The 21,727-nt window shown below is 70.2% G+C and carries 22 protein-coding genes; 8 read left to right on the top strand and 14 right to left on the bottom strand.

All coding sequences use genetic code 11. The features are described from left to right. Nucleotides 1–7: 7 nt before the first annotated feature. Nucleotides 8–1,228, top strand: a complete 1,221-nt coding sequence (locus ACFXI3_RS15515; RefSeq protein WP_378400024.1) for an amidohydrolase family protein — start codon at nt 8–10, stop codon at nt 1,226–1,228. Nucleotides 1,229–1,240: 12 nt separating this feature from the next. Here ACFXI3_RS15515 and ACFXI3_RS15510 read toward each other — a convergent pair whose 3' ends face one another. Beyond that, nucleotides 1,241–2,050, bottom strand: coding sequence for an IclR family transcriptional regulator C-terminal domain-containing protein (locus ACFXI3_RS15510; RefSeq protein ID WP_378400023.1), 810 nt, complete (start codon nt 2,048–2,050; stop codon nt 1,241–1,243). A 128-nt stretch (nt 2,051–2,178) separates the two neighbouring features. Here ACFXI3_RS15510 and ACFXI3_RS15505 point away from each other — a divergent pair, with 128 nt between their 5' ends. From ACFXI3_RS15505 to ACFXI3_RS15490, 4 genes are all read left to right on the top strand, one after another. Beyond that, entirely contained in the window at nt 2,179–2,742 is a 564-nt protein-coding gene (locus ACFXI3_RS15505; RefSeq protein WP_344273192.1) for a flavin reductase family protein, read from the top strand. 23 nt (nt 2,743–2,765) lie between these two features. After that, nucleotides 2,766–4,334 (top strand): 4-hydroxyphenylacetate 3-hydroxylase family protein, encoded by a 1,569-nt coding sequence (locus tag ACFXI3_RS15500; protein ID WP_378400022.1) that lies wholly within the window; start codon nt 2,766–2,768, stop codon nt 4,332–4,334. A gap of 79 nt (nt 4,335–4,413) precedes the next feature. Further along, complete coding sequence (locus tag ACFXI3_RS15495) at nt 4,414–5,151, top strand: adenylyltransferase/cytidyltransferase family protein (RefSeq protein WP_378400021.1); 738 nt, start codon at nt 4,414–4,416, stop codon at nt 5,149–5,151. Between the two features lie 97 nt (nt 5,152–5,248). Next, a complete protein-coding gene (locus ACFXI3_RS15490) occupies nt 5,249–5,737 on the top strand; it encodes a carbonic anhydrase (RefSeq protein ID WP_344273183.1) in 489 nt (162 codons plus the stop codon). Here ACFXI3_RS15490 and ACFXI3_RS15485 read toward each other — a convergent pair. The 6 genes from ACFXI3_RS15485 to ACFXI3_RS15460 are packed head-to-tail and all read right to left on the bottom strand — an operon-like array spanning nt 5,734 to nt 11,539. Continuing rightward, nucleotides 5,734–6,900, bottom strand: coding sequence for an ROK family protein (locus ACFXI3_RS15485; RefSeq protein WP_378400020.1), 1,167 nt, complete (start codon nt 6,898–6,900; stop codon nt 5,734–5,736). The two genes, ACFXI3_RS15490 and ACFXI3_RS15485, sit on opposite strands and share 4 nt — an antisense overlap. 53 nt (nt 6,901–6,953) lie before the next feature. Further along, a complete protein-coding gene (locus ACFXI3_RS15480; RefSeq protein WP_378400019.1) occupies nt 6,954–7,307 on the bottom strand; it encodes a 4Fe-4S dicluster domain-containing protein in 354 nt (117 codons plus the stop codon). Further along, nucleotides 7,304–8,881: an FAD-dependent oxidoreductase gene (locus tag ACFXI3_RS15475; protein ID WP_378400018.1), complete on the bottom strand. Its 1,578-nt coding sequence runs from the start codon at nt 8,879–8,881 to the stop codon at nt 7,304–7,306. The genes ACFXI3_RS15480 and ACFXI3_RS15475 overlap by 4 nt, the downstream gene beginning before the upstream one ends. After that, nucleotides 8,881–9,720 carry an ABC transporter permease gene (locus tag ACFXI3_RS15470; RefSeq protein ID WP_378400017.1) on the bottom strand — a complete coding sequence of 280 codons (840 nt, stop codon included), beginning with the start codon at nt 9,718–9,720 and terminating at the stop codon, nt 8,881–8,883. Before ACFXI3_RS15470 ends, ACFXI3_RS15475 begins: the two co-directional genes overlap by 1 nt. Further along, entirely contained in the window at nt 9,717–10,535 is an 819-nt protein-coding gene (locus ACFXI3_RS15465) for an ABC transporter ATP-binding protein (protein ID WP_378400016.1), read from the bottom strand. Before ACFXI3_RS15465 ends, ACFXI3_RS15470 begins: the two co-directional genes overlap by 4 nt. Continuing rightward, the gene (locus ACFXI3_RS15460; protein WP_378400015.1) at nt 10,535–11,539 is read right to left on the bottom strand and encodes an ABC transporter substrate-binding protein; all 1,005 of its coding nucleotides are present in this window, start codon (nt 11,537–11,539) and stop codon (nt 10,535–10,537) included. Before ACFXI3_RS15460 ends, ACFXI3_RS15465 begins: the two co-directional genes overlap by 1 nt. A 234-nt stretch (nt 11,540–11,773) precedes the next feature. On the opposite strand from ACFXI3_RS15460, the gene ACFXI3_RS15455 reads away from it, so the two are divergent. Both ACFXI3_RS15455 and ACFXI3_RS15450 read left to right on the top strand, forming a co-directional pair. After that, a complete protein-coding gene (locus ACFXI3_RS15455) occupies nt 11,774–12,700 on the top strand; it encodes a TauD/TfdA dioxygenase family protein (protein WP_378400014.1) in 927 nt (308 codons plus the stop codon). A 258-nt stretch (nt 12,701–12,958) separates the two neighbouring features. After that, nucleotides 12,959–13,723: a helix-turn-helix domain-containing protein gene (locus ACFXI3_RS15450; protein ID WP_378400013.1), complete on the top strand. Its 765-nt coding sequence runs from the start codon at nt 12,959–12,961 to the stop codon at nt 13,721–13,723. On the opposite strand, the gene ACFXI3_RS15445 is transcribed toward ACFXI3_RS15450, so the two are convergent. The 6 genes from ACFXI3_RS15445 to ACFXI3_RS15420 are packed head-to-tail and all read right to left on the bottom strand — an operon-like array spanning nt 13,690 to nt 19,701. Then, the gene (locus ACFXI3_RS15445) at nt 13,690–14,586 is read right to left on the bottom strand and encodes an acyl-CoA dehydrogenase family protein (RefSeq protein WP_378400012.1); all 897 of its coding nucleotides are present in this window, start codon (nt 14,584–14,586) and stop codon (nt 13,690–13,692) included. The two genes, ACFXI3_RS15450 and ACFXI3_RS15445, sit on opposite strands and share 34 nt — an antisense overlap. After that, nucleotides 14,586–15,653: an acyl-CoA dehydrogenase family protein gene (locus tag ACFXI3_RS15440; protein ID WP_378400011.1), complete on the bottom strand. Its 1,068-nt coding sequence runs from the start codon at nt 15,651–15,653 to the stop codon at nt 14,586–14,588. The genes ACFXI3_RS15445 and ACFXI3_RS15440 overlap by 1 nt, the downstream gene beginning before the upstream one ends. 5 nt (nt 15,654–15,658) lie before the next feature. Continuing rightward, nucleotides 15,659–16,447 (bottom strand): enoyl-CoA hydratase/isomerase family protein, encoded by a 789-nt coding sequence (locus ACFXI3_RS15435; RefSeq protein WP_378400010.1) that lies wholly within the window; start codon nt 16,445–16,447, stop codon nt 15,659–15,661. Then, nucleotides 16,444–17,214 (bottom strand): enoyl-CoA hydratase family protein, encoded by a 771-nt coding sequence (locus ACFXI3_RS15430; protein WP_378400009.1) that lies wholly within the window; start codon nt 17,212–17,214, stop codon nt 16,444–16,446. The genes ACFXI3_RS15435 and ACFXI3_RS15430 overlap by 4 nt, the downstream gene beginning before the upstream one ends. Beyond that, nucleotides 17,211–18,485, bottom strand: a complete 1,275-nt coding sequence (locus tag ACFXI3_RS15425; RefSeq protein WP_378400008.1) for an MFS transporter — start codon at nt 18,483–18,485, stop codon at nt 17,211–17,213. The genes ACFXI3_RS15430 and ACFXI3_RS15425 overlap by 4 nt, the downstream gene beginning before the upstream one ends. A gap of 40 nt (nt 18,486–18,525) precedes the next feature. Beyond that, nucleotides 18,526–19,701, bottom strand: coding sequence for a CaiB/BaiF CoA transferase family protein (locus tag ACFXI3_RS15420; protein WP_378400007.1), 1,176 nt, complete (start codon nt 19,699–19,701; stop codon nt 18,526–18,528). A gap of 100 nt (nt 19,702–19,801) precedes the next feature. On the opposite strand from ACFXI3_RS15420, the gene ACFXI3_RS15415 reads away from it, so the two are divergent. Continuing rightward, nucleotides 19,802–20,740 (top strand): LysR family transcriptional regulator, encoded by a 939-nt coding sequence (locus ACFXI3_RS15415; protein WP_378400006.1) that lies wholly within the window; start codon nt 19,802–19,804, stop codon nt 20,738–20,740. A gap of 122 nt (nt 20,741–20,862) precedes the next feature. On the opposite strand, the gene ACFXI3_RS15410 is transcribed toward ACFXI3_RS15415, so the two are convergent. Then, on the bottom strand, nt 20,863–21,687 hold the full coding sequence (locus ACFXI3_RS15410) for a DUF72 domain-containing protein (RefSeq protein WP_378400057.1): 825 nt from the start codon (nt 21,685–21,687) through the stop codon (nt 20,863–20,865). Between the last annotated feature and the right edge of the window lie 40 nt (nt 21,688–21,727).

The raw sequence follows: 21,727 nt of genomic DNA, 5'->3' as shown, positions 1-21,727 counted from the left end.
AGAAGCAATGCCACGCACCGTGCTGACGAACGGGCGGCTCAACGGAGCCCCGGAGGCACAGACGCTGGTGATCGAAGACGGACGGATCGCAAAGGTCCTCGCCACGGCGCCGCCCGCGGAGCCGGGAGAAGAACGTCTCGACCTGGCAGGCCAGATCGTCCTCCCTGGTTTCGTGGACGGGCACGCCCACCTGGACATGAGCCTGTGGGGCGAGCCGTGGGTCCGGCGCACGTCGGAGGCCATCACGATGGAGCAGATGTTCGCCGACACCCTGCAGGACTGGCGGGAAACTACGACGCCCAGCGCACTGCGCGGCGGCCGGTTCCTCGCCGAATGCATCCGCCACGGGTCGACCAACGTGCGCACTTTCGCCAATGTCGCACCGGAAATCGGGCTCGAGGGCGTGCACGGGATGCTCGAAGTGCGCGCCGCCTTCGCCGAGCAGGTCGATCTGGAGATCATCGCGTTCGGGCAGATCGGCGTCCTCAGCCATCCCGGAACCGCCGACTTCCTCGACGAGGCGCTGAAGCTCGGCATCGACGGAGTGGCCGGAGTCGACCCGGCCGGAATCGACGGCGACGCCAAAGCCTCCATCGACACCATTTTCGGGCTGGCGGGCAAGTACGGCGTCGCGGTGGATTTCCACCTGCACGAGACCGGCGAACTCGGCCGGTGGCTGATCAGGCAGATCGCCGAACGCACGAAAGCACTGGGGCTGCAGGGGAAAGTGTCCTTGTGCGACGTCTTCTGCCTCGCCGAGCCCTGGCCGACGCCGGACCAGCTCGCCGAAACCAGCCACGTCCTGGCCGACGCGGGAATCGCCGTCGCCGTCGGCGTGCACGGCCTCCTGCCGGTGCCGGACGTGCGGCGGCTGGCCGAGTTCGGGGTCCCTATGTGCCTCGGTTCGGATTCCTCGCGAAGCCGCTGGTCCCCCTGGGGCGACGGCGACATTCTCGCGCGGGCGATGATCCTGTCGTACAAGTCGTACTTCCGGCGCGACGAGGATCTGGAGTTCGCGCTGTCGATGACTTCCCAGCGGGGGCGAGCTGCTTTCGGTTACGAGAAGGCTGATCTCGCCGCGGGCGATGTCGCCGATCTTCTTGTGCTGCCAGGCGAAGCGCTCGGCGAGCTGGTGGTTCTTCCGCCTCCGCGCAGCCTGGTGATGAAGCGGGGAAAGATCATCGCGCGCGACGGGGCGCTCACGCAAAGCCCTTCGCTGATCGGGTAACCCACCGGGAACTCAGTAGAAGCCGTCCCGCTTCACTGGCACGGGCCTCGGGTCGTACCCGAGGTCCGTGCTGATCGCCGCCGCGGTTTCGAGCAGCACCGGAACGGTTTCCTTGCGCAGCCGTTCCGGGGCGAACCGCCCGGTGGTCGTCGACGAAGCCAGCGCCGCGACGACCGCCCCGGTCCGGTCGCGCACCGGGGCCGACGCGGACAGCAGGCCCTCCTCCAGCTCTCCGTCCACAACGGACAGACCGGCGTCGCGCACCGCGGAGAGTTCGAGCCGCAGCTTCGCCGGATCGGTGACGGTGCGCGCGGTGTACGACCGCAGCGGCACCTCCTCCAAGTAGCGGGTGATCCGTTCCGGCCCCGCCCACGCCAGCAGCACCCGGCCCATCGAGGTCGCGTGCGCGGGCAGCCGGGTGCCGACCGCGACGTTGATGCTCATGATCCGCCGCACCGGCACCCGCGCGACGTAGACCGCCTCGTTGGCGTCGAATTCGGCCAGCGACGCGGACTCCCCCGTCGCCTCGGCCAGCCGCAGCAGGTGCGGATGCGCCAGGTCGATCATCGCCCGGGTCGCCGTGTAGTGCTGGCCGATCGTCAACACGCGCGGGGTGAGCGACCAGCGAGGTCCGTCGCTGGTCACGTAGCCCATCCGCTGCAGGGTCAGCAGCAGGCGGCGGACCGCCGGGCGGGACAGGTTCGTCGCCGTCGCCAGTTCGGTGAGCGTGGGGTTGGTGCGCTCCTCGTCGAAGGCGAGGAGCACGGCGAACCCGCGCTCCAGGCTCTGCACGAAGTCGCGCTCGTTTCCGGCTGCCGTCACGCTCCGCAGTATTTCACCCGCTCCGGGCACGGCCTTGACCTCCGCCGCCTCCTGATGCATCCTTCCTCTCACTGCACGCATAGCGTTCACTTCGTACGCATAGCGTACATCGCACGAGGAGGTGCGAGATGACGGTTCCGTCCCGCGAACTGCGCGACGCGTTCGGCCGGTTCGCCACCGGGGTCACCGTGGTGACCTGCCGCAGCGACCAGGGGACCCCGCACGGGGCCACGGTCAACGCGTTCACCGCGGTCTCGCTCGAACCCGCGTTGTGCCAGGTCACGCTGACCCGGCGATCGAAGGCCTGCGGCTACCTCGACGGCGCCGCCTTCGCCGTCAACGTGCTCGGCGCGGACCAGGCAGACACCGCCTGGCACTTCGCCGGACGCCCGGCCGATCCCGGGCCAGAGTGGGCCGAAGGGCCGGTCGCGCCGGTCCTGGTCGGCTCCGCCGCGGTGTACTCCTGCCGCCCGTGGCGCACCTACGACGGCGGCGACCACCTGATCGTGGTCGGCGAAGTCGTCGACATCGCCGTCGAAGACCGGCAGCCGCTGCTGTTCTACGCCGGCGCGTTCCGCGAACTCGGCCCCCGCGAGACCGGCACCCACTGGGGCGGCTCGCTCGACTGCCCCGAGGCCGGCTGGTTCGGCGCCTCGACCACGTTCACCCCGCTGCGCCCGCACGCGGCTTGACCCTCATCCGAAAGGACATCGCGATGACCATCCAGCAGGACCGCTCGGCGGCCGCCGCCCCCACCGCTTCCGCGCCGATGACCGGCGACGAGTACATCCAGTCCATTCAGGACGGACGCGAGGTGTGGATCTACGGCGAGCGCGTCAAAGACGTCACGACGCACCCCGCCTTCCGCAACCCGGTCCGGATGACCGCCCGGCTGTACGACGCGCTGCACTCCCCCGACACCCGCGAAGCGCTGACCGTGCCGACCGACACCGGCAACGGCGGCGTCACGCATCCGTTCTTCCGCAGCCCGCACACCGTCGACGACCTGCTCGCCGACCGGCGCGCGATCGAAACCTGGTCGCGGATGACGTACGGCTGGATGGGCCGCAGCCCGGACTACAAGGCCAGCTTCCTCGGCACGCTCGGCGCGAACTCCGACTTCTACGCGCCGTTCGAGGACAACGCGAAACGCTGGTACAAGGAGTCGCAGGAGAAGGTCCTGTACTGGAACCACGCGATCATCAACCCGCCGGTCGACCGGAACCTGCCGCCGGACGAGGTCGGCGACGTGTTCATGAAGGTCGAGAAGGAGACCGACGCGGGCCTGATCGTCTCCGGGGCGAAGGTCGTCGCGACCGGTTCGGCCATCACGAACTACAACTTCATCGCCCACTACGGGCTGCCGATCAAGAAGAAGGAGTTCGCGCTCATCTGCACGGTGCCGATGGACGCGCCGGGCGTGAAGCTGATCTGCCGCACCTCCTACACCCAGCAGGCCGCGGTGATGGGCAGCCCGTTCGACTACCCGCTGTCCTCCCGGATGGACGAGAACGACACCATCTTCGTGTTCGACAAGGTGCTCGTGCCGTGGGAGAACGTGTTCCTCTACGGCGACATCGAGAAGATCAACGGGTTCTTCCCGGTCTCCGGCTTCATCCCGCGCTTCACCTTCCACGGCTGCATCCGGCTCGCCACGAAGATCGACTTCATCGCCGGACTGCTGCTGAAGGCGCTGGAAATCACCGGCAGCAAAGACTTCCGCGGCGTGCAGACCCGCGTCGGCGAAGTCGTCGGATGGCGCAACACGTTCTTCGCGCTCGCCGACGCGATGGCGCGCAATCCGGACGAGTGGACCAACGGGACCCTGCTGCCCAAGCTCGACTACGGCCTGACCTACCGGATGCTGATGATCCAGGCCTACCCGCGGATCAAGGAGATCATCGAATCCGACGTGGCCAGCGGCCTGATCTACCTGAACTCGCATTCGGTCGACTTCAAAACCCCCGAGGTGCGGCCGTACCTGGACAAGTACGTGCGCGGTTCCAACGGCTACGAGGCGGTGGATCGGGTCAAGGTGATGAAGGCGCTGTGGGACGCCGTCGGCTCGGAATTCGGCGGACGGCACGAACTCTACGAGCGCAACTACTCCGGCAACCACGAGAACGTGAAGGCGGAGCTGCTGTTCGCCGCCGAGGCCCAGGGCACCACCGAGTCGATGAAGGGCCTGGCCGAGCAGTGCCTGTCGGAATACGACCTCGACGGCTGGACCGTGCCGGACCTCATCGGCAACGACGACGTCTCGTTCCTCAAGAAGCGGCGCTGACCTCCTGATCCGCCGCGGCGCCTCCGCGTTCCCCGGGGGCGCCGCGGTTCCCACCTCGGCACCAGCGCGGGAGGTTCGCGTGAGCACTGTTTTCTGGCACGGCACCGCCGACGTGCCGGCCGGCTGGGGCCGGTCCGTCGTCGCGCTCGGCGTTTTCGACGGCCTGCACCGCGGTCATCAGCGCGTTCTGGAGCACGCTGTACGTCTAGGCCGGGAGCGCGGCGCGCCGGTGGTCCTCACAACCTTCGACCCGCACCCGGCGACGATCGCCGGACGACCGCGCGACACCAGGCCGGTGGCGACGCTGGAACATCGCGCCGACCTGGCGCGGAGCCATGGCGCCGACGAGGTCCTGGTCCTCTCCTTCACCGAATGCCTCGCGCGGACGTCGGCCGAGGACTTCGTCGCGGAGGTGCTGATGCGCACGCTCCACGCCACCGCTGTGGTCACGGGCAGCAACTTCCGGTTCGGCCACCGCGGAGCCGGGGACACCGCCCTGTTGCGGAAGCTCGGGCCTGCCTGCGGTTTCACCGCGCACGCCGTCGACCTGCTTCCCGGTTGTTCTTCGACGCTGGTCCGCACCCTGGTCACGACGGGCGATCTTGTTGGTGCCGCGGCGGTTCTCGGCCGTCCGCACCGGGTGCACGGGACTGTCGAAGGGGAAATCTTCACGCCGTGCACCACGTTGCTGCCGCCGCCGGGGAAATACTGGGCTCACACCCCGTACGGAGAGCGGACTGTCGCGGTGGAAGCCGGTCTGCTGATCGCGGATTTGCCGGACGGCCCGACCGCGGTGGATCTCGTCGGCACGAGGTGAACTCGCGGCCGGGTCCGCCCAGGTGGTGGACACGATTGCGCCCGGATGCGAGGAGCGGTCCACTCGGCCCGTCCACCCTTCTCGCGGAAGGATCATCATGTCCGTCACCGACGAGCTTCTGGCCAACAACGCCGCGTACGCCGCGAATTTCACCGGGCCGCTCCCCCTGCCGCCCGCCAAGCACGTCGCGGTGCTCGCTTGCATGGACGCCCGCCTCAACGTCTACGGCGTCCTCGGTCTCGAAGAGGGCGACGCGCACGTCATCCGCAACGCGGGCGGCGTCGTCACCGAGGACGAGATCCGTTCTCTCGCCATCAGCCAGCGGCTGCTCGGCACCACCGAAATCATCCTGATCCACCACACCGACTGCGGCATGCTCACTTTCGGCGACGACGAATTCCGGAACTCGATCCGGCGCGAGACCGGCATCAAACCCGCTTGGGCCGCCGAGGCTTTCACCGACGTCGAGGAGGACGTTCGCCAGTCGCTCGCGCGAATCCGGACGAGTCCTTTCATTCCGCACCAGGATTCGGTCCGCGGCTTCGTTTTCGACGTCGCGACCGGGAAACTCGCCGAAGTCCGTTAGGCGAGAAACGCGTGCGGGTCGGTGTAGAGCGCGTCCAGTTGCACCGCCCCGGCGGCGACGCCGAGCAGGTCCCGGACGGGAAAACTCGTCGGGAGCACTCGGCTCGCCGCGTCGACGCGTCCCCGGGACCGCGCCGAGACCTCCGCGCGCACGGCGGCCCGGCAGGCAGGCAGATCCGCGATCCCCGGCTCGGCGACCACCAATACCTCGGGATTGACCACGTCGAACAACAGCGCTGCCGCCCGGCCGATCGTGCGGGCCCGGCCGAGCAGGACGTCGAGCGCGACCGGATCGCCGGCGCCGGCGGCCTCAACCGCCTCCGCGATGGACGCTCGCCCGGCGCGAGCGGTGACCGCCCATTCGGCGGCATCCGCTTCGAAACAGCCGGACCGTCCGCAAGCACAGCGCGTGCCCGGCGAGCCGAGCGGAAGGTGCGCGACGGTGCCGGCCGCCGAGCCCGGGCCGCGATACAGCCGTCCGCCGGAAACGATCGCGGCGTCGACCACGTTGCCGACGAACAGGTGCACCAGCGAACCGCCGCCGCGGGCGGCGCCGAACATGGCCTCCGCCGAGGCCAGCGCGCGGGCGTGCCCGTCGACCCGGGTGGGCAGGCCGGACAGTTCCGCCAGGATCGGCCCGGCGGGCACGTCGTACCAGCCGAGCGAAGAATGCTCGACGAGCACGCCGGCGTCCGGGTCGACCCAGCCGCCGCTGGCCACGCCGAGCCCCACCGGGACGCGGCCTTTCTGGTGGTGCTGCCGGAATTCCCGGAGCCGAGCCGCCGTCCCGACAAGGATCCGCTCGGGTTCGCCGCCGGGGTGCGGCACCTGTTCCGAGGCGAGGACGCGGCCTCGCAGGTCCAGTGCGGCGAGGGTGGCGAAGTGGTGCGCGATGTGCACGCCGAACACCACGTGCCGGTCGGCGGCGATGTCGAGTTCGGTCCGAGGCCGCCCGGCCCGGCGGTCCGGTGGCCGGGCCGCCGGGCGCGTGACGAGGAGGCCGAGGTCGGCGAGGCTCGCGCACTGCCTGCTGATCCCGGCCGGGCTGATTCCGGTCAGTTCCGCGATCGCGTCGCGGGCCAGCGGGCCGTGCGCGAGCACGGTCCGGAGCACGGCCGCGGCCGAGGTGATGCCGTGGTCGCGCGCGAGAACACCCGTCGTCATCGATCAGCTCCCGGCTCGCTCCTCACGGACCGCGCCAACGCTGGTCTCACCGGTCAGCTCGTGATCGGGTCCGCGCCCGGGCGCAGCGGCGGGCCGATCGCCAGGCTGGGAGCCGGCGCGCGGCCCTTTCCCCATCCGAGCCGTTCCCGGTAGCTGCCCAGCAAACCGCCGTCCGTCAGCAGGTCGGCGTCCTTCGCCATCGCCCCCTCCGGTTCCGGCGACGTCCGCGGCGAGACGAACAACGCGTCGACCGGGCAGTTCGCCTCGCAGTGGAAGCACGTCTGGCAGTCGTCGTGCCTGCTGATCACCGGGATGCCGTCGGCTCCGCGGTCGAAAACGTTGGTCGGGCAGACTGTGATGCATTTGTCGCAGGCGATGCAGCGCTCCGCGGACACCAGTTCGATCACGACGCCGCCTCCACGACTGTCCTTTCCGGACGGACCCAGACTGTGTCGAGACCACCGGTGTGCAGGCGATGCCGCTGACCAGGGTCCTGCGCGGGGAAATCGAGCCGCTTCGCCATCCCCCGCGTTTCGGTGCGGGCGAGCGCCGACCGGTACATCCACCGGGCGTGCGCGGCCATCGCCGCCGCTTGCCGGGTGCGGACGGACAGTTCGCCGGTGCCGCCCAGCGACGCTCGCAGCCGGGTCCAGACGTCGTCGAGCGAGGCGAGCGCCGGGGTCAGCACATTCCCGTGCCGCAGGTAATTCTTGTCGTAGGGCAGGACTTCGCGCTGGACCGCGGCGATCACTTCGCGGTGGTCTCCGTCGGCGCGCCCGCCCGACCGAAGCCCGGCCTCGCCGAGCGCGAGCGTCCGGCGGTTGTGCGCACGGGATCCGAGCGACCGAGCGTAGCGGGCGGCTCCCCGTCCGGCCCAGGAGCCCGACGACATCGCCCAGGCCGCGTTGTGGCTGCCGCCGCCGGTGAAACCGCCGCAGATCAGTTCGCGGGTAGCCGCGTCGCCCGCCGCGTACAGGCCCGGAACCGTAGTGGCGCAGTCGTCCGAGACGATCCGGATGCCGCCGGTTCCGCGGACCGTGCCCTCGGCGATCAGGGTGATCGGGAACTTCTCGGTGAACGGGTCGATGCCCATCCGATCGAAGGCGAGAAAGAAGTTCGGCTGGGCCAGCCGCATCGCCGCGCGGGACTGTTCGTCGGCGCGGTCCAGGCGGCAGTACACCTTGCCGCGCAACAGTTCCCGCGCGATCGGCGAGCGCCGGACACCGCTGGCTCCCTCGAGCACGCTGCCGTCGGCCCGGAAGAAGGTGGCGAAATGGTAGAACGCGGTTTTGGTGACCGACGTGCCTTCCGGAGCGATGCCGTAGGCGTTGGAGAACTCCATGCCGGACAGCTCGGCCCCGGCTTCGGCGGCGAACAGCGCGCCGTCCCCGGTGTTGACGTCGCAGCCCAGCGCCTTGGACAGGAACGCGCAGCCGCCGGTGGCCAGCACGACCGCGCCGGCCCGCACCCGGTAGTCCTGCCTGCCCTGGCGCTGGTAGCCGGCCGCGCCCGCCACCGCGCCGGAGGGATCGGCGAGCAGTTCGGTCACCGGGCTGTGGTCGAGGATCCGCACCCCGGCGCGCCGGACGAGTGCCCGCATGCGGCGCAGGTATTCCGGGCCGTGGAGGCCGTTGCGGAGCTGGCGTCCGTCCGGGCCGACGGGGAACGGGAACCGGGCCGAGACCGCGAGTTCGTTGACCCGTTCGTAGGTCTCGTCCAGCACCCGCGCCGCCCATCGCCGGTCGGCGAGCCTGCCGCCGAGTTCCTCGCGCGAATCCATCGCCGCCTCCCGCGCGGCCGGGTCCGGGGGCACGTACCAGACGCCGGTGCCCGCGGCGGCCGTCGCGCCGCTGGTTCCGCAGTAGCCTTTGTCCGCCAGTACGACCTCCGCGCCGTCGCGGGCCGCGTGCAAAGCCGCCCACGTCGCGGCCGGGCCGCCGCCCGCCACGAACACATCGGCGGTCAACTCGAGCGTTTCCATCAGACGATCCCTTCCGTGCGCCAGGACGTGAACCGCCGTTCGACGGTCACGAGCAGCTGGTTGAACGCGACGCCGAGAACGGAGATCGCGACGATTCCGGCGTACATCTGTGGGATGGCGAAGTTGTACTGCGAGAAGTTGATCAGGTAGCCGAGCCCGGCCTTGGCGCCGACCATCTCCGCGGCGATCACGACGACGATCGCCGCCGCCCCGGCGAGCCGGATGCCGGTGAAGATCGTCGGCACCGACGCGGGCAGCACCACCCGGGCGAACAGCCGCGGCGCCGAAAGGTCCAGCGAGCGCGCCAGTTTGAGCAGGGTCGGGTCGACGGAGCGGACCGCGCTGATGGTGTTCAGCAGGATCGGCCAGGTGCAGGCGTAGAAGACGATGGCGATCTTCGACGTCTCGCCGATGCCGAGGATCAGCACGAACACCGGCAGCAGCGCCAGCGCCGCGGTGTTGAGGAACACCTGCACCAGCGGGGTCAGCACGTCCGAAACCGGTTTGTACCAGCCGATCAGCACGCCGAGCGGCACCGCGGTCACGACGGCGAAGGCGAATCCGGCCAGCGACCGGGTGAGGCTGGCCCCGGCGTTGGAGGCGAGCTGCCCGTTGCCCGCCAGATCAGCCAGCGCGCCGAGGACGGTGTGGAACGGCGGCAGGAAAACCGGGTCCACCAGACCGGCGCGCGGGGCGATCTCCCACGCCGCGAGCAGCAGGATCAGCGCGATGCTCTTCACGAAGGCCGCTTGGAACCGGCCGCGTCCAGCTCGCGGGCGGGGTGCTGCGGGCTCCGTCCGCTCGGTTCTCGTGGTCTCCGGGACAGTGGTGACGCTCATGCTCCGACGGCCTCCTTCTCCAGTTCGTGCGCCCGGGCCACCTCGTCGTGCAGCAGTTCCCAGATCGCGTGCCGGTACCGGGCGAACTCGCCGGTCGAGCGGACGTCCGCCACCTCGTCGCGCCTCGGCAGGTCGATGTCGACCACGCTCTTCACCCGCCCCGGCCGCGACGTCAGGACCACGACGCGCTGTCCCAAGTAGACGGCCTCGTCGATGCTGTGGGTGATGAACAGGACGGTTTTCCCAGTACGCCGCCAAATCCGCAGCAACTCGTCCTGCAGCGACTCCCGGGCCTGGGCGTCCAGCGCGGCGAACGGCTCGTCCATCAGCAGCACGTCCGGGTCGTAGGCGAGGCTGCGCGCGATGGCGACGCGCTGTTTCATGCCGCCGGACAGCTCGTGCGGATGCCGGTCGGCGAACTCCAGCAGGCCGACGAGATCGAGGTACTCCCTCGCCCGCCGCGCCCGGTCGGCCCGCCGCACGCCGGTCGCCTCCAGGCCGAATTCGACGTTGCCCCGCGCGGTGCGCCACGGCAGCAACGCGTACTGCTGGAACACGATTCCCCGGTCCCGGCCAGGCCCTCGCACCGGCGTTCCGTCGAGCTGGATCAGGCCGGTGTCCGGTTCGGCGAGCCCGCCGAGCAGGTCGAGAAGAGTCGATTTGCCGCAGCCGCTCGGCCCGACGATCACCGCGAACTCGCCCGCGCCGATCTCCAGGTCGATCCCGGCCAGCGCGGTCAGTTCGCCGCCGGATCCCCGGGCTGGGAAGGTTTTGCCGACATCGGCGAGCCTGATTCCGCTGTGCACCCCGCTCATCACTGGCCCTTCGCGTACGAGTTGAACTTGTTGGTGTAGAGGTCGCCCGCTTTGACCGAACCCGGCCGGATGTCGCCGCGCCCGCCCAGCCAGTCGATCCAGAGCTGCAGTTCCTTGTCGGTGATCACGCCGCCGTTGTCCGCGACTCCCCAGGAATTCCAGTACTTCAGCGGGTCGGTGTCTTCGTTCCGGTTGCGGCCCTTGACGATCTTCGTGAAGCGTTCGATGACCTTCTCGCGCGGCGTGGTCTTGCTCCATTCGATGGCCTTGGCCACTCCGCTGACGAACGTGCGCACGGTGTCCGGATTGCGTTCGATGAAAACCTTTCGCAGCACGTAGGTTCCGGCGGTGAACGCGCCGAGCAGCTGGTAATCGGTGAACAACGGCCGGATGCCGCCGCGCGCGAGCGCCTTGTCGCGCAGGATGCCGTCCAGCACGGCCACCTCGATGTTGCCTTGGCGCAGCGATTGTTCGGTGTTCACCGGGGGCAGCGCGACCGGCTCCGCCTTGGCGATGTCCTCTTTGGACAGTCCGCTGCGCTGGAGGTAGATGTCGAGCATCGCCTCGGAGTGCGCGCCGAGGGTGTTCATGCCGATCTTCTTGCCCGCCAGGTCGTGCGGGCCGCGGATCGGGCTGTTTTCCAGCACGTAGAAACCGTTGAACTCCAGCTTGTCCACGCCGTAGTAGCCGAGCACCGAGGTGATCGGGGCCCCGGCCGCGGCGAGTTTGACGACCGCTCCGTTGAACGCGCCGCCGAAGTCCACCTGGCCGGTCGCCGCGGACTGGATGTCCTGCGGCCCGCTGATCGTGTCGCCCACCCACTGCAGCGTCACGTCGCCGAGGTAGCCCAGGTCGGCGGCCAGTTCGGGCGGCGTGACCTGGCCCGCCCAGCCCTGGTAGCGCAGGGTTTTCGTGGTGCCGCCGCTCGCCGCGGCGCAGCCGGCCGCCGTCGCCGCGAGGCCCGCGAGGGCAAGTCCCAGAAAGTTCCTTCGGCTCGTGGTCACGGTGGCACGTCCTTTTTTCGAACAGGGGAAAAGGGAGCACGGAATGGCCGGAAGCGGCGTGCGGATCAGGCTGGCAGCAGGCTTTCCGGCAGGCAACGACGTCCCACATCCCGGACTCGCGGCGGCTGCCCGGATTCTGGGACGAATTCGGTTCACCCTGAACGCAATCTTGCTTTCCGGGCTCGCGCCCGCCCAGTCTTGAAGGCAGCCGAGCACACCGAATGGGAGTACCTGATGACCCTCGCCGACGCAGTGGACACGCGCCTCGCCGTGCACAAGACCGGAGCCGCCGTCGGCGCCCGGATCGACGGAATCCGGCTCGGCGGCGATCTGCCCGCCGACACCGTCGCGCAGATCCGCGACGCCTTGCTCGCGAACAAAGTGATCTTTTTCCGCGAGCAGCACCACCTCGACGACGAAGGGCAGCAAGCGTTCGCCCGGCTGCTCGGCGAGCTCACCCAGCCGCATCCGACGGTCCGCAGCACCGGGCTGGGGAACATCCTGCCGATCGACGCCCAGCACGGGAAAGCCAACAGCTGGCATTCCGACGTCACGTTCGTGGACCGGGTCCCGGCGATCAGCGTGCTGCGAGCGGTCACCCTCCCCGCATACGGCGGCAGCACGACGTGGGCGAACACCGCGAACGCGTACGCCAAGCTGCCCGCGTCGCTGCAGGCGCTGGCGGAACGGTTGTGGGCGGTGCACACCAACGCCCACGACTACGCCGGCCGTGCGGACGAATACCGCGTCGGCGGGGTCGATGTGAAAGAACAGTCCTATCGGGACGAATTCCGGTCCGAGGTCTACGAAACCGAACATCCGGTCGTCCGCGTCCACCCGGAAACCGGCGAGCGGGTCCTGCTGCTGGGACATTTCGTCAAGCAGCTGGTCGGCTTGTCGAGCACCGAATCGGCGGCGATCTTCGAGCTGCTGCAGGCCCGCGTCACCCGGCTGGAGAACACCGTGCGCTGGCAATGGGCGCCCGGCGACGTGGCGATCTGGGACAACCGCGCCACACAGCATTACGGAGTCGCGGACTACGACGATCTCCCTCGCCGCCTGCACCGGGTGACGGTGTCCGGCGATGTGCCGGTCAGCGTTGACGGGGTCCGCAGCACCGCGCGGCTCGGCAACGCTGCGGAATACTCGCCACTGGCCTGAACACGCGTCCGGCCGTGCTGCGGTTCAGCACGGCCGGACGTATCGTTTTCAGCCCAGCCGCGGGAAAGGGCGGCCATGCCGCGCCCGGTCCAGCCCGCCACGCTCGGGGCGGTGAGCGACAGTACGCTCGAGGCGACGCCGTTGGCGTCCACGGCGACAGTGTCCAGCCCGACGGATCGCCGCCGTGCTGTGCGAGGGCCTTGCCCCAGAGCGGAGGGACCAGGTGAGTGTGATTCCCCTCCCCCGGAGTCTTTGCTGATGGCGCGCGACCCTCGGCTCACGCAACTCGGAGCGTTCCTGCACGCCCGCCGCGACGAAGCCCCGCCGCCCGCCTCCGCCGATCCTGGACGGCGGCAGGTTCCCGGTCTGCGCCGCGCCGAGGTCGCCGCTCGTGCGTTCGTCAGCGACGAGTACTACACCAGGATCGAGCAGGGCCGGGTCCTGCCCAGCGCCGACGTGGTCCGCCGCGTCGCCGCCGCACTCGAACTGGACGACGACCAGACCCGCTACGCGCTCGATCTTCTGGCCGACCCCGTCGCCCCGCCGGAGAATCCCGAACCGAGCGATCCGCTGCGCCGCCTGGTCGACCGGATGGGCGACGTACCCGCCCTCCTCGTCGGACCGGCCACCTTGATCCTCGCCTGGAACACCGCCGCCGCCCGCCTGCTCACCGACTTCGGCGCCATCCCGCCGGAGCAACGCCGCTTCGTCCAGATGGTGTTCACCGACCCTGTCCTGCAAAGCCGGTTCACCGACCTGGAAGCCATGCAGCGCACCGTGATCGGCATCGTCCGCGCCAGCACCCCGGCAGGCCCGCCTACCGGAGACTGGATCGACGACCTGCTCCGCACCAACTCTGACTTCGAAACCCTGTGGGAACGCAACGACGTCGTCCGCCCGCACACCAGCATCCGCGTCCGGCTCCGCCTGCCCGACGGAACCGAGGAAACTCGGGACCAGGTAGTGCTCCAGGTCGTCGACGACCCTCATCAGCGACTGATCACGCTCGTCCCCGCCGAGTAAGGAGCAGTCAGCGACCACAGGGCCGTCTCATCGACCGGCACCGCATCCACGCCTTCGTCGCCCCATCGCGCGCCCTCGTCGCAATCCGCCCACAGCAGCCGGGTTCGCCAATGCAGTGCGGCCTCGTACGTGATGCCCATCGCGCCGTGCAACTGGTGCGCGGTTTGGGCGATGCGCGGGGCCACCGTCGCGGAGACCTCGCGCGCCGTAGCCAGCGCGAAGGCAAGGGCGCGGTCGTCGCCGGAAAGGCGGGACCTGGCCTCGTGCGTGACCGTTTCCAGTTGCCGGACATCGACTTTCAGCTGTCCCAGCGTGGTCCGCACCGCCGGGATGGCGGTCAGCGGCTTGCCGAACTGGACGCGGTCGGTGACGTACCGCCGGGCCTCGCCCACCGCGCCCTGGGCCGCACCGAGCATCTCCTGGAGCCGGAGGACTTCGGACAGCGCGGCGAGCCGCAACGGGATTTCGGTCGGCGGCACCAGAGAATACGGCCGGTCCGCGAGATCTCGTCCGGCTTCCTCGAACGCGCTGCCGTCCGCGATCGGCGCCCAGATTCCTTGTGCGGCAGGGTGTACGGCGATCGCGTCCACTGTGGACAGCGGAGTCCCGGCCGCAGCGCGGGCGACCAGCGTCTGGCGGAGCGGGAGCGCGATCCCGCCGCGGCCGAGGGCGGTGACCGCGCCGCAGGCCGCATCGATGAGGTCCTCCCCCGGCGCGTCGGCGCGGAGGTCGTCCAGGATGGCGGTCCAGCCGAGCCCGGCGGCGATCCGCCACTGCTCGCGCAGGTCGCCGGGGCGTTCCCAGCCCGCGATCACCTCGCTGACCGAGGCGTCCAGGTCGGCTTCCAGGGTGGGTGTGGTCATCAGTTGTCCCTAGCGATCATCGACAGCATGACGGGGGCCGCGCCGCCCCGCAGGCCGGAAGCGGGGGCGGCGGCGAGGGCTTGGTCGTAGAGCGCGCGGACCTCCGGGGCGGCTCGCGGCATGAGCGGCCGCGCCCAGTCGATGACGCTGAGCTCGAACTCGTGGCCGAGGTATTTGCTCGTCGCGGCGGGCACGACCGGGGAGCCGCCCGCGTCGAGCACCTGCGCGGTCTCCAGCACCCAGGCTCGCAGGATCTGCAACCGAGCGGCCAGTGCGCGCAGTTCACGCCGGGCGGTGTCGTCGACGAGTCCAGCGGCGAGCACGGCGGACAGCAGCGGATAAGTCGAGAGGAACCGCTCCGGGCCTCCCCGTTCGAACGCGAGCTGCCCCACGACCTGCCGCCAGCCCTCTCCGACGCGGCCGATCGCCCACCTGCCCGGAACGGCCACCTCGTCCAGGACGACCTCGTTGAAGTGGTGCTCGCCGCGCAGGTCCAGGATCGGCGTGACGGAGATCCCCGGGGAATCCAGCGCCACGACGAACTCGGTGAGCCCGTCGTGGCGGTCGGCCTCGCGGGAGGTGCGGGCCAGGACGTACAGGTGGCTCGCCCGGTGCGCGCCGCTGGTCCAGATCTTGCGCCCGGTGATGCGCCAGCCGTCGCCGTCCCGGACGGCGGACGTGCGCAGCGACGCCAGGTCCGAACCCGCGTCCGGCTCGCTCATCCCCAGCGCGAAGGTGTATTCGGCGCGTGCCAGCGGCGGGCAGAATTCCTCCTGCAGTTCGGGGCTGCCGTGCCGGAGCAGGGTCGGGCCGATCTGCCGTTCTCCCACCCAGTGCGCGGCCAGCGGAGCACCGGCGCGCAGCAGTTCCTCGGTGACGGCGAGCCGGTCGACGGCGGTGCCGCCTCCGCCGCCGAGGCGTTCCGGCCACGAGACGGCCAGCAGCCCGGCTTTGCCGAGTTCGCGGCTGAAGTCCAGGTCATAGGAGCCCGCCCAGGAATCGCAGCGCGGCGTGAACGGATGGGCGGCGAGGAAATCCCGGACGCGGCGGCGAAGGTCTTCGGTCATCTGGCTCACTCTCCGAGGTACTGCGCCGGGCGCTTGCCGACGAACGCCGCGAGCGCTTCGGCGGAGTCGGCGGTCGCCTGGACGACGGCTTGGTGCGAGGCGATCAGGTCAAGCGAGGTCCGCAGGTCCGCGTGTTCTCCCGCCCGCACCGCGCGTTTGATCAGCTCGACGGCGACCGGCGGCCGGGACGCCAGTGTCGCGGCGAATTCCCGGGCCCGCGCCGGAAGCTCGTCGTGCGGGCAGGTCTCGTCCGCCAGCCCCCAGGCCAGCGCCTGGTCCGCGTCGACGAACTCGCCGGTCCACAGCAGCCGCAGCGCTCGCGACCGGCCGACGATCCGCGGCAGGTAATGGCAGCCGCCGTCGCCGGGGACGAGACCGACCCGCACGTACCCTTCCGAAAACCGGGCGCGCTCGGAGGCGATCCGGTAATCGCACATCAGGGCCATGTCCATGCCGGCGCCGACCGCCGCCCCGTTGAGGGCGGCGATCAGCGGTTTGGCGAGGTCTTCCGCGGCCATGGCCACCGGGTGCACGTGCTCGGTCATCAGCCGCCTGCTGCCCAGCGGGGTGCGAGGCTGGCCGAGGTCACCGAGATCGGCGCCGGCGCAGAAAGCGTCGCCGGTGCCGGTGACGACGACGGCGCGAACCTGGTCGTCTGCTTGGAAAGCGCGGTACGCCTCGGCCCAGGCACGCAGCATTTCGCCGGTGAAGGCGTTCTTCTGCCGCGGCCGGTCCAGGACGATCCAGCCGACGTGGTCCTCGACGCGGACGTCGAGGCCGGGTGTGGAAGTCATCGCGACTCCTTCCTGATGGTGAAACGGGTTGCCGCCCAAACCGGGCTTCGGCGTTCGAGAAAGGACGCGATCCCTTCCCTTGCTTCGGCGCTGTCGCCGAGCCGCGCGGCGAGTGCGGCCAGCTCGCTCGCGTGGGTGCCGAAGAACTGTCGCGCGGCTGTCGTGGTCAGGTGCTTGGCGGCGGCGAGTGCTCCGGGTGCGGCGGAGCGCAGCCCTGCGAGCACCGGTTCGAGCGCCTCGTCAACGTCGTCGGCGGCGAGCGTGATCAGGCCGATGCGCGCGGCCTCGGCGGCGTCGAAGCGTTCTCCGGTGAGGTAATAGCGAGAGGCGGCGCGCGAATCGAGGCGCGGGAGAACCGTGGTCGACAAGACGGCCGGGGCCAGCCCGATGCGCACCTCGGTGAACGCGAAGCTCGCGGCCGGGCTCGCCGCGACGATGTCGCACGCGCCGAGCAGCCCGAGCCCTCCTGCCCTGGCGTGCCCGGCCACGCGAGCGACCACGGGTTTCGGCATCTCGACGACCGTGCGCAGCAGGTTCGTCAACTGCTCGGAGGTGAGACCCGTGCCCGCGCGGGCTTCGGCCAGATCGATACCTGAGCAGAAGGTCTCGCCGGTGTGGGTGAGCAGTACCGCGCGGACGGCCGGATCCTCAGCCGCGCGGCTCAAGTGCGCGGTGAGTTCGCCGACCAGCTTGACCGACAGGGCGTTGCGATTGTGCGGCGAGTCGAGGACAAGGGTGGCGATTCCATCTTCGTCGGTACGCTTCATGCGGCACTGACGCTTTCCGGTGAGAGCGTGGGCAGCCGCCGCTGGTCTCGCTCCGGATTGATCAGCACTGTGCCCATGACCGCTCCCACCAGCAACAGCGCGCCGCACACCCCGAACCCCGCCGCATAACCGTTTCGCGCGGTGAGGAAGCCGCCCATCACCAACGGCGCGAACACCCCGGCCGAGGTGGCGACAGCAGTCGTCGCGGCGGTCACAGCAAGGCGGCGCTCCGGCGGGACCAGTTCTCCGATGAGCAGCCACACCATCGGATAGAACGCGCTCGGCAGTCCGAACGCGACCGTGATCAGCACGATCGCCGTCACCTTTTCCGTATGTGGAAAGAGAATCATCGCGGCCCCGGAGACTGCGAGCAGCGCCATCCCAGGCAGGCAGTACGCGCGCCAGCTGCCCGCTCCCCGGCGGCGGAACCTCGTGGAAACCGCGCCCATCACCACGATCACGACGGTCGCGAACAAGGACGGCAGCGCGGAAAGAGTGCCCGCCTGCTGAGGCCCGATCCCGAGCTCGGAAGACAGGTAACGGGGCAGGAAACCCAATGCGGTGGTGGTCGCCCAGAAAGCGACGAAGCCCGCGAGGACCGCGCCAAGCACCGTTCCCGACCGGAAAAACACCCGGTACGGCACCGGTTCGCGGCTCGCGCCGGAGGGCACAGCCGACTTGGCGTACGGACCGTCGTTCGCGAACAGCAGCCACGCCGCCGCCCACACCACCGAAAGCGCGAACAGCACGCCGAACGCCGTCCGGTAGCCGAAGTCCGCGATGATCCAGCTGAGCAGCGGCGCGCTCGCCACGACGCCGAGTGTCGGTCCAATGTGGACCAAAGCGTTGGGAAGGGCCCGGTCGCGCGTGGGGAACCAGCCGTAGACGGTGTGCGTCGCGGCGGGCACCGCGGGCCCTTCCGCCGCGCCGAGCGCGATCCGCGAAGCGATCAAGGCACCGAAGCCGAGCCCGGCGGCCATCGGCAGCGCGGTCAGTCCCCAGATCAGAGCGAGCACAGCCATCACCCGGGTCGTGCGGCGTTTCGCGGCGGCGAACCCGACGACGATGCCGGAAACGCTGAACAGGAAATAGAAACTGGACTGCACGAGGGCGTAGTGCTCCTCGCCGAGGCCGAGATCTTTCATGATCGGCACAGCGGCAAGCCCGACCACTGTCTTGTCCGCGTAATTGATCAGCAGGAACAGCAGCACGAGCGCGGTGACGGCCCACGCCCTGCCTGGACGCGGGACGAGGGGTTCGGACGGTGCCATGGGTTCTCCTCGGGACGACGGCGTTGTCGTTAGGTCCGGTTCAGTCGAGGCAGGAAGGGTCGAAGCCCGCTTCGGCCAGCACCTGCGCGGTGTCCGCGCCGACGGGCGGGAAGTGCCGGTAGATCCCGGGCGGGGTGCGGGAGTAGCGCACCGGCGGGGCCACGAGACGGCAGGCACCCTCGGTCGGGTGCTGCACCGTCTGGACGAGACCGCCTTGCCGGGCGTACTCGCTCTCGGCCGCCTCCTGGAGGCTGTACACGGGATGCGCGGGAATGCTGACGCGGTCGCAGAACTCCTGCCACTGCGCGGAAGTGAACTGCGGGGTGAGTTCGCGGACCTGGCCGTACAGGTCGTCGGCGTGCGCGACGCGGGCCGGCATGGTCGCGAAGCGCGGGTCGGCGGAAAGCTCGGGACGGCCCGCGTGGGCGAAGAAGTCGCGCCAGTTGCGGTCGTTGTAGGGCAGGATGCACATCCATCCATCCGCCGTGCGGCACGCCCGCCGCTGCTTGCTCAGCACGCGCGGGTAGCCGTAGCCGGGCTCCTCCACCGGTTCCAGCGAGGCTCCGGCGAGGTGCTCGACGAGGTTGAACGCGATCATGGTGTCGGCCATCGGCACCTCGACGTGCTGGCCCTCGCCGGTGCGGTCGCGGTGGCGCAGCGCGGCCAGCACGGACTGGACGATGAACAGGCCGCACACCTTGTCCGCCAGCACGGTCGGCACGTAATAGGCCTCGCCGGTGACCTGTTCGTTCAGCCAGACCAGACCGGAGGCCGCCTGGAGGATGTCGTCGTAGGCGGCGTTGTCGCCGAGCGCGGAATCGCTCCGGAAACCCTGCGCGCTCACGTAGACGAGCCCGGGAAAGCCGTCCGCCAGGTCGTCGTAGGCCAGCCCGAGCCTGCGCAGCGCGCCCGGCCGGACGTTGGTGATGAACGCGTCGGCGGTCGCCAGCAGCGCGAGCAGCGCGTCCCGCCCGGCCCCGGTCTTCAGGTCGAGGCACACGCTGCGCTTGTTGCGGTTGAAGTTCAGCGCCGCGCCCGCCATCCCGGGGTGCCGGCGCGGCTCGAAGTGCCGGGTCGGATCCCCGCCCGGCGCCTCGACCTTGACCACGTCCGCGCCGAGGTCGGCCAGCTGCGCGCCCGCGTACGGGCCCATGATCACGGTGGCCAGCTCGACGACTCGCAATCCGGTCAGCGGGCCGGTGGGCGTCCCGTCCATCGCTCGTACCTCCTGTGTCCTCGGCAGCTGGACCCAGTCAAGACGAGGTCATTCATCTGCCGCCAATACTTCTTGGCCCGTTATCCATATGCTTGGGGATATGGATCTGACGACTCGCCTGCTGGAGCAGTTCGTCGTGCTGGCCGAGGAGGAGCACTTCGGCCGGGCCGCCGAACGCCTTTCGATGAGCCAGCCGCCGCTGAGCCAGGCGATCCAGCGCCTCGAACGCGGCCTCGGCGTGCGGCTGCTGGAACGCAGCACCCGCGCCGTGCGGCTGACCGCGGCCGGCGCGGCGTTCGCCCGCGACGCCCGGCATCTGCTCGAAGCCCAGCAGGCCGCCGTCGGCCGCGCGCGGCGGATCGCCGACGGCGCCGAGGGAGAACTCCACCTCGGTTTCATCAGCGGCATCTCCTACACGTTCCTGCCGCGGGTGCTCCGGCTGACGCGGGACCGTTTTCCCGGGCTGCGCCTGCACCTGCACCAGAACACCTCGGCCGAACTGGCGTCGATGGTCCGGTCCGGCAGGCTCGACCTCGCCTTCGTGCGCGGCCCGCTCGCCGATCCGGACGGACTCGACCTGCGCACGGTGGCGGCCGAACGGCTCGCCGTCGCGCTGCCCGCCGGACATCCGCTAGCCGGGCGCACCGCTGTGGGACTGGCCGATCTCGCGGGCGAAAACTTCGCGCTGCCCTCGCTGACCGCACTGGCCGGACTCGCCGAACAGGTCGCCGCCGCCTGCCGCGCCGCCGGTTTCGCCCCGCGCGACGGCGCCCGGGCGGACAGCCTCCCCGGCTTGATCAGCCATGTCGCGGCGGGGAGTTGCGTGTGCCTGGTGCCCGAACAGGTGCCCGCCGGAGCGCTGCCCGGGGTGGTGTTCCGGACGCTCGAAGCCGCACACCGGGAGGGACCGGACGACGACCTGGCGCTGGCCATCGTCGCGATCGTCCGCGCGGGACAACGAGATCCCGCCGTGGAACGGGTTCTGGCACTGGCACGCGACGAACAAACCGACGCGGCACGAGAATCCACGCCCGGCTGATCACGTGTCCCGCCGTCCACAAAGGACAACAGGATCCCGCCGCACAACGGGCACTGGCTCTCGCACGCGACGAACGACCCGACCCGGCAACGGAATCCGAGTCCGGCCGACCCCGCGGTCGCTCAGAACAGCGTCGCGGGCTCGACCGGCTCCGGCTCCGGCAAGGCATCCACGTCAGGCGCCAGCGCCCGCACGTCGTCATGGAAGCGGCGGGCGAGCGCGGGTGCTTCGGCGTTGTCGGGAGTGTGCACGAAAACCGTCGGCGAACGACCCTCCCGCAGCCACCCCGCGACCACCTCGGTCCACGGCCGCCAACCCTCGACGGTCTCCTCCGCCGAGTCCCGGCCCAGGTAGCGGACGACCGGCCGGTCGGTCAGCGCGCGCGTCCGGCGCGGCAGCCGCGGTTTCTTGGCCCAGGCGTCCTGCTCCGCCTCGCTGGTCGGCGGGCTCTGGAAGAAAACCGTGGTGTCGAACGGCACCCACTCGGCGTCCGCGGCGCCGAGCGTCCCCTCCAGCAGCGACGTCGCGCTGGCGTCGGTGAAGAACTCGGGATGCCGCACCTCCACCGCACGCCGGAGATTCGCCGGAAGGCGGCGCAGGAAACGGCCGAGCGCCTCGACGTCCGAGGGGCCGAACGAGCCGGGCACCTGCGTCCACAGCACCGCCCGCTCGCCGAGGGGTTCGACCGCGTCCAGGAACGCCCGCATCTCGGTCTCGACTCCGGCGAAGCGGCGTTCGTGCGTGACAGTTTTGGGCACCTTCACCACGAACCGGAAGTCCGGGCCGGTCTGCTGCGCCCACGTCTCGACGGTGGCCCGGGCGGGAGTCGCGTAGAAGGTGGTGTTGCCTTCGACCGCGTTGCACCAGCCGGCGTAGGCCCGCAGGCGCTCCTTCGCGGTCAGCGACTGCGGCAGGAACCGCCCCGGCCACGCCTTGTGCGTCCACATCGCGCAGCCGACATGAAGACGTACCACTGTCGTCCGCTCC

The sequence above is a fragment of the Amycolatopsis sp. NPDC059235 genome, assembly GCF_042754125.1.
GTDB classification, from domain to species: Bacteria; Actinomycetota; Actinomycetes; order Mycobacteriales; family Pseudonocardiaceae; genus Amycolatopsis; species Amycolatopsis albidoflava.
Note: the sequence above shows the minus strand (reverse complement) of the source record. Positions and strands in the feature narration are given on the sequence as shown.

Excerpts from the sequence above, each read along its gene's own strand:
- ACFXI3_RS15515 (WP_378400024.1), top strand. The coding sequence starts at position 8 with ATGCCACGCACCGTGCTGACGAACGGGCGGCTCAACGGAGCCCCGGAG.
- ACFXI3_RS15505 (WP_344273192.1), top strand. The coding sequence starts at position 2,179 with ATGACGGTTCCGTCCCGCGAACTGCGCGACGCGTTCGGCCGGTTCGCC.
- ACFXI3_RS15500 (WP_378400022.1), top strand. The coding sequence starts at position 2,766 with ATGACCATCCAGCAGGACCGCTCGGCGGCCGCCGCCCCCACCGCTTCC.
- ACFXI3_RS15490 (WP_344273183.1), top strand. The coding sequence starts at position 5,249 with ATGTCCGTCACCGACGAGCTTCTGGCCAACAACGCCGCGTACGCCGCG.
- ACFXI3_RS15485 (WP_378400020.1), bottom strand. The coding sequence starts at position 6,900 with ATGACGACGGGTGTTCTCGCGCGCGACCACGGCATCACCTCGGCCGCG.
- ACFXI3_RS15475 (WP_378400018.1), bottom strand. The coding sequence starts at position 8,881 with ATGGAAACGCTCGAGTTGACCGCCGATGTGTTCGTGGCGGGCGGCGGC.
- ACFXI3_RS15470 (WP_378400017.1), bottom strand. The coding sequence starts at position 9,720 with ATGAGCGTCACCACTGTCCCGGAGACCACGAGAACCGAGCGGACGGAG.
- ACFXI3_RS15465 (WP_378400016.1), bottom strand. The coding sequence starts at position 10,535 with ATGAGCGGGGTGCACAGCGGAATCAGGCTCGCCGATGTCGGCAAAACC.
- ACFXI3_RS15455 (WP_378400014.1), top strand. The coding sequence starts at position 11,774 with ATGACCCTCGCCGACGCAGTGGACACGCGCCTCGCCGTGCACAAGACC.
- ACFXI3_RS15450 (WP_378400013.1), top strand. The coding sequence starts at position 12,959 with ATGGCGCGCGACCCTCGGCTCACGCAACTCGGAGCGTTCCTGCACGCC.
- ACFXI3_RS15445 (WP_378400012.1), bottom strand. The coding sequence starts at position 14,586 with ATGACCACACCCACCCTGGAAGCCGACCTGGACGCCTCGGTCAGCGAG.
- ACFXI3_RS15440 (WP_378400011.1), bottom strand. The coding sequence starts at position 15,653 with ATGACCGAAGACCTTCGCCGCCGCGTCCGGGATTTCCTCGCCGCCCAT.
- ACFXI3_RS15435 (WP_378400010.1), bottom strand. The coding sequence starts at position 16,447 with ATGACTTCCACACCCGGCCTCGACGTCCGCGTCGAGGACCACGTCGGC.
- ACFXI3_RS15430 (WP_378400009.1), bottom strand. The coding sequence starts at position 17,214 with ATGAAGCGTACCGACGAAGATGGAATCGCCACCCTTGTCCTCGACTCG.
- ACFXI3_RS15425 (WP_378400008.1), bottom strand. The coding sequence starts at position 18,485 with ATGGCACCGTCCGAACCCCTCGTCCCGCGTCCAGGCAGGGCGTGGGCC.
- ACFXI3_RS15420 (WP_378400007.1), bottom strand. The coding sequence starts at position 19,701 with ATGGACGGGACGCCCACCGGCCCGCTGACCGGATTGCGAGTCGTCGAG.
- ACFXI3_RS15415 (WP_378400006.1), top strand. The coding sequence starts at position 19,802 with ATGGATCTGACGACTCGCCTGCTGGAGCAGTTCGTCGTGCTGGCCGAG.
- ACFXI3_RS15410 (WP_378400057.1), bottom strand. The coding sequence starts at position 21,687 with ATGTGGACGCACAAGGCGTGGCCGGGGCGGTTCCTGCCGCAGTCGCTG.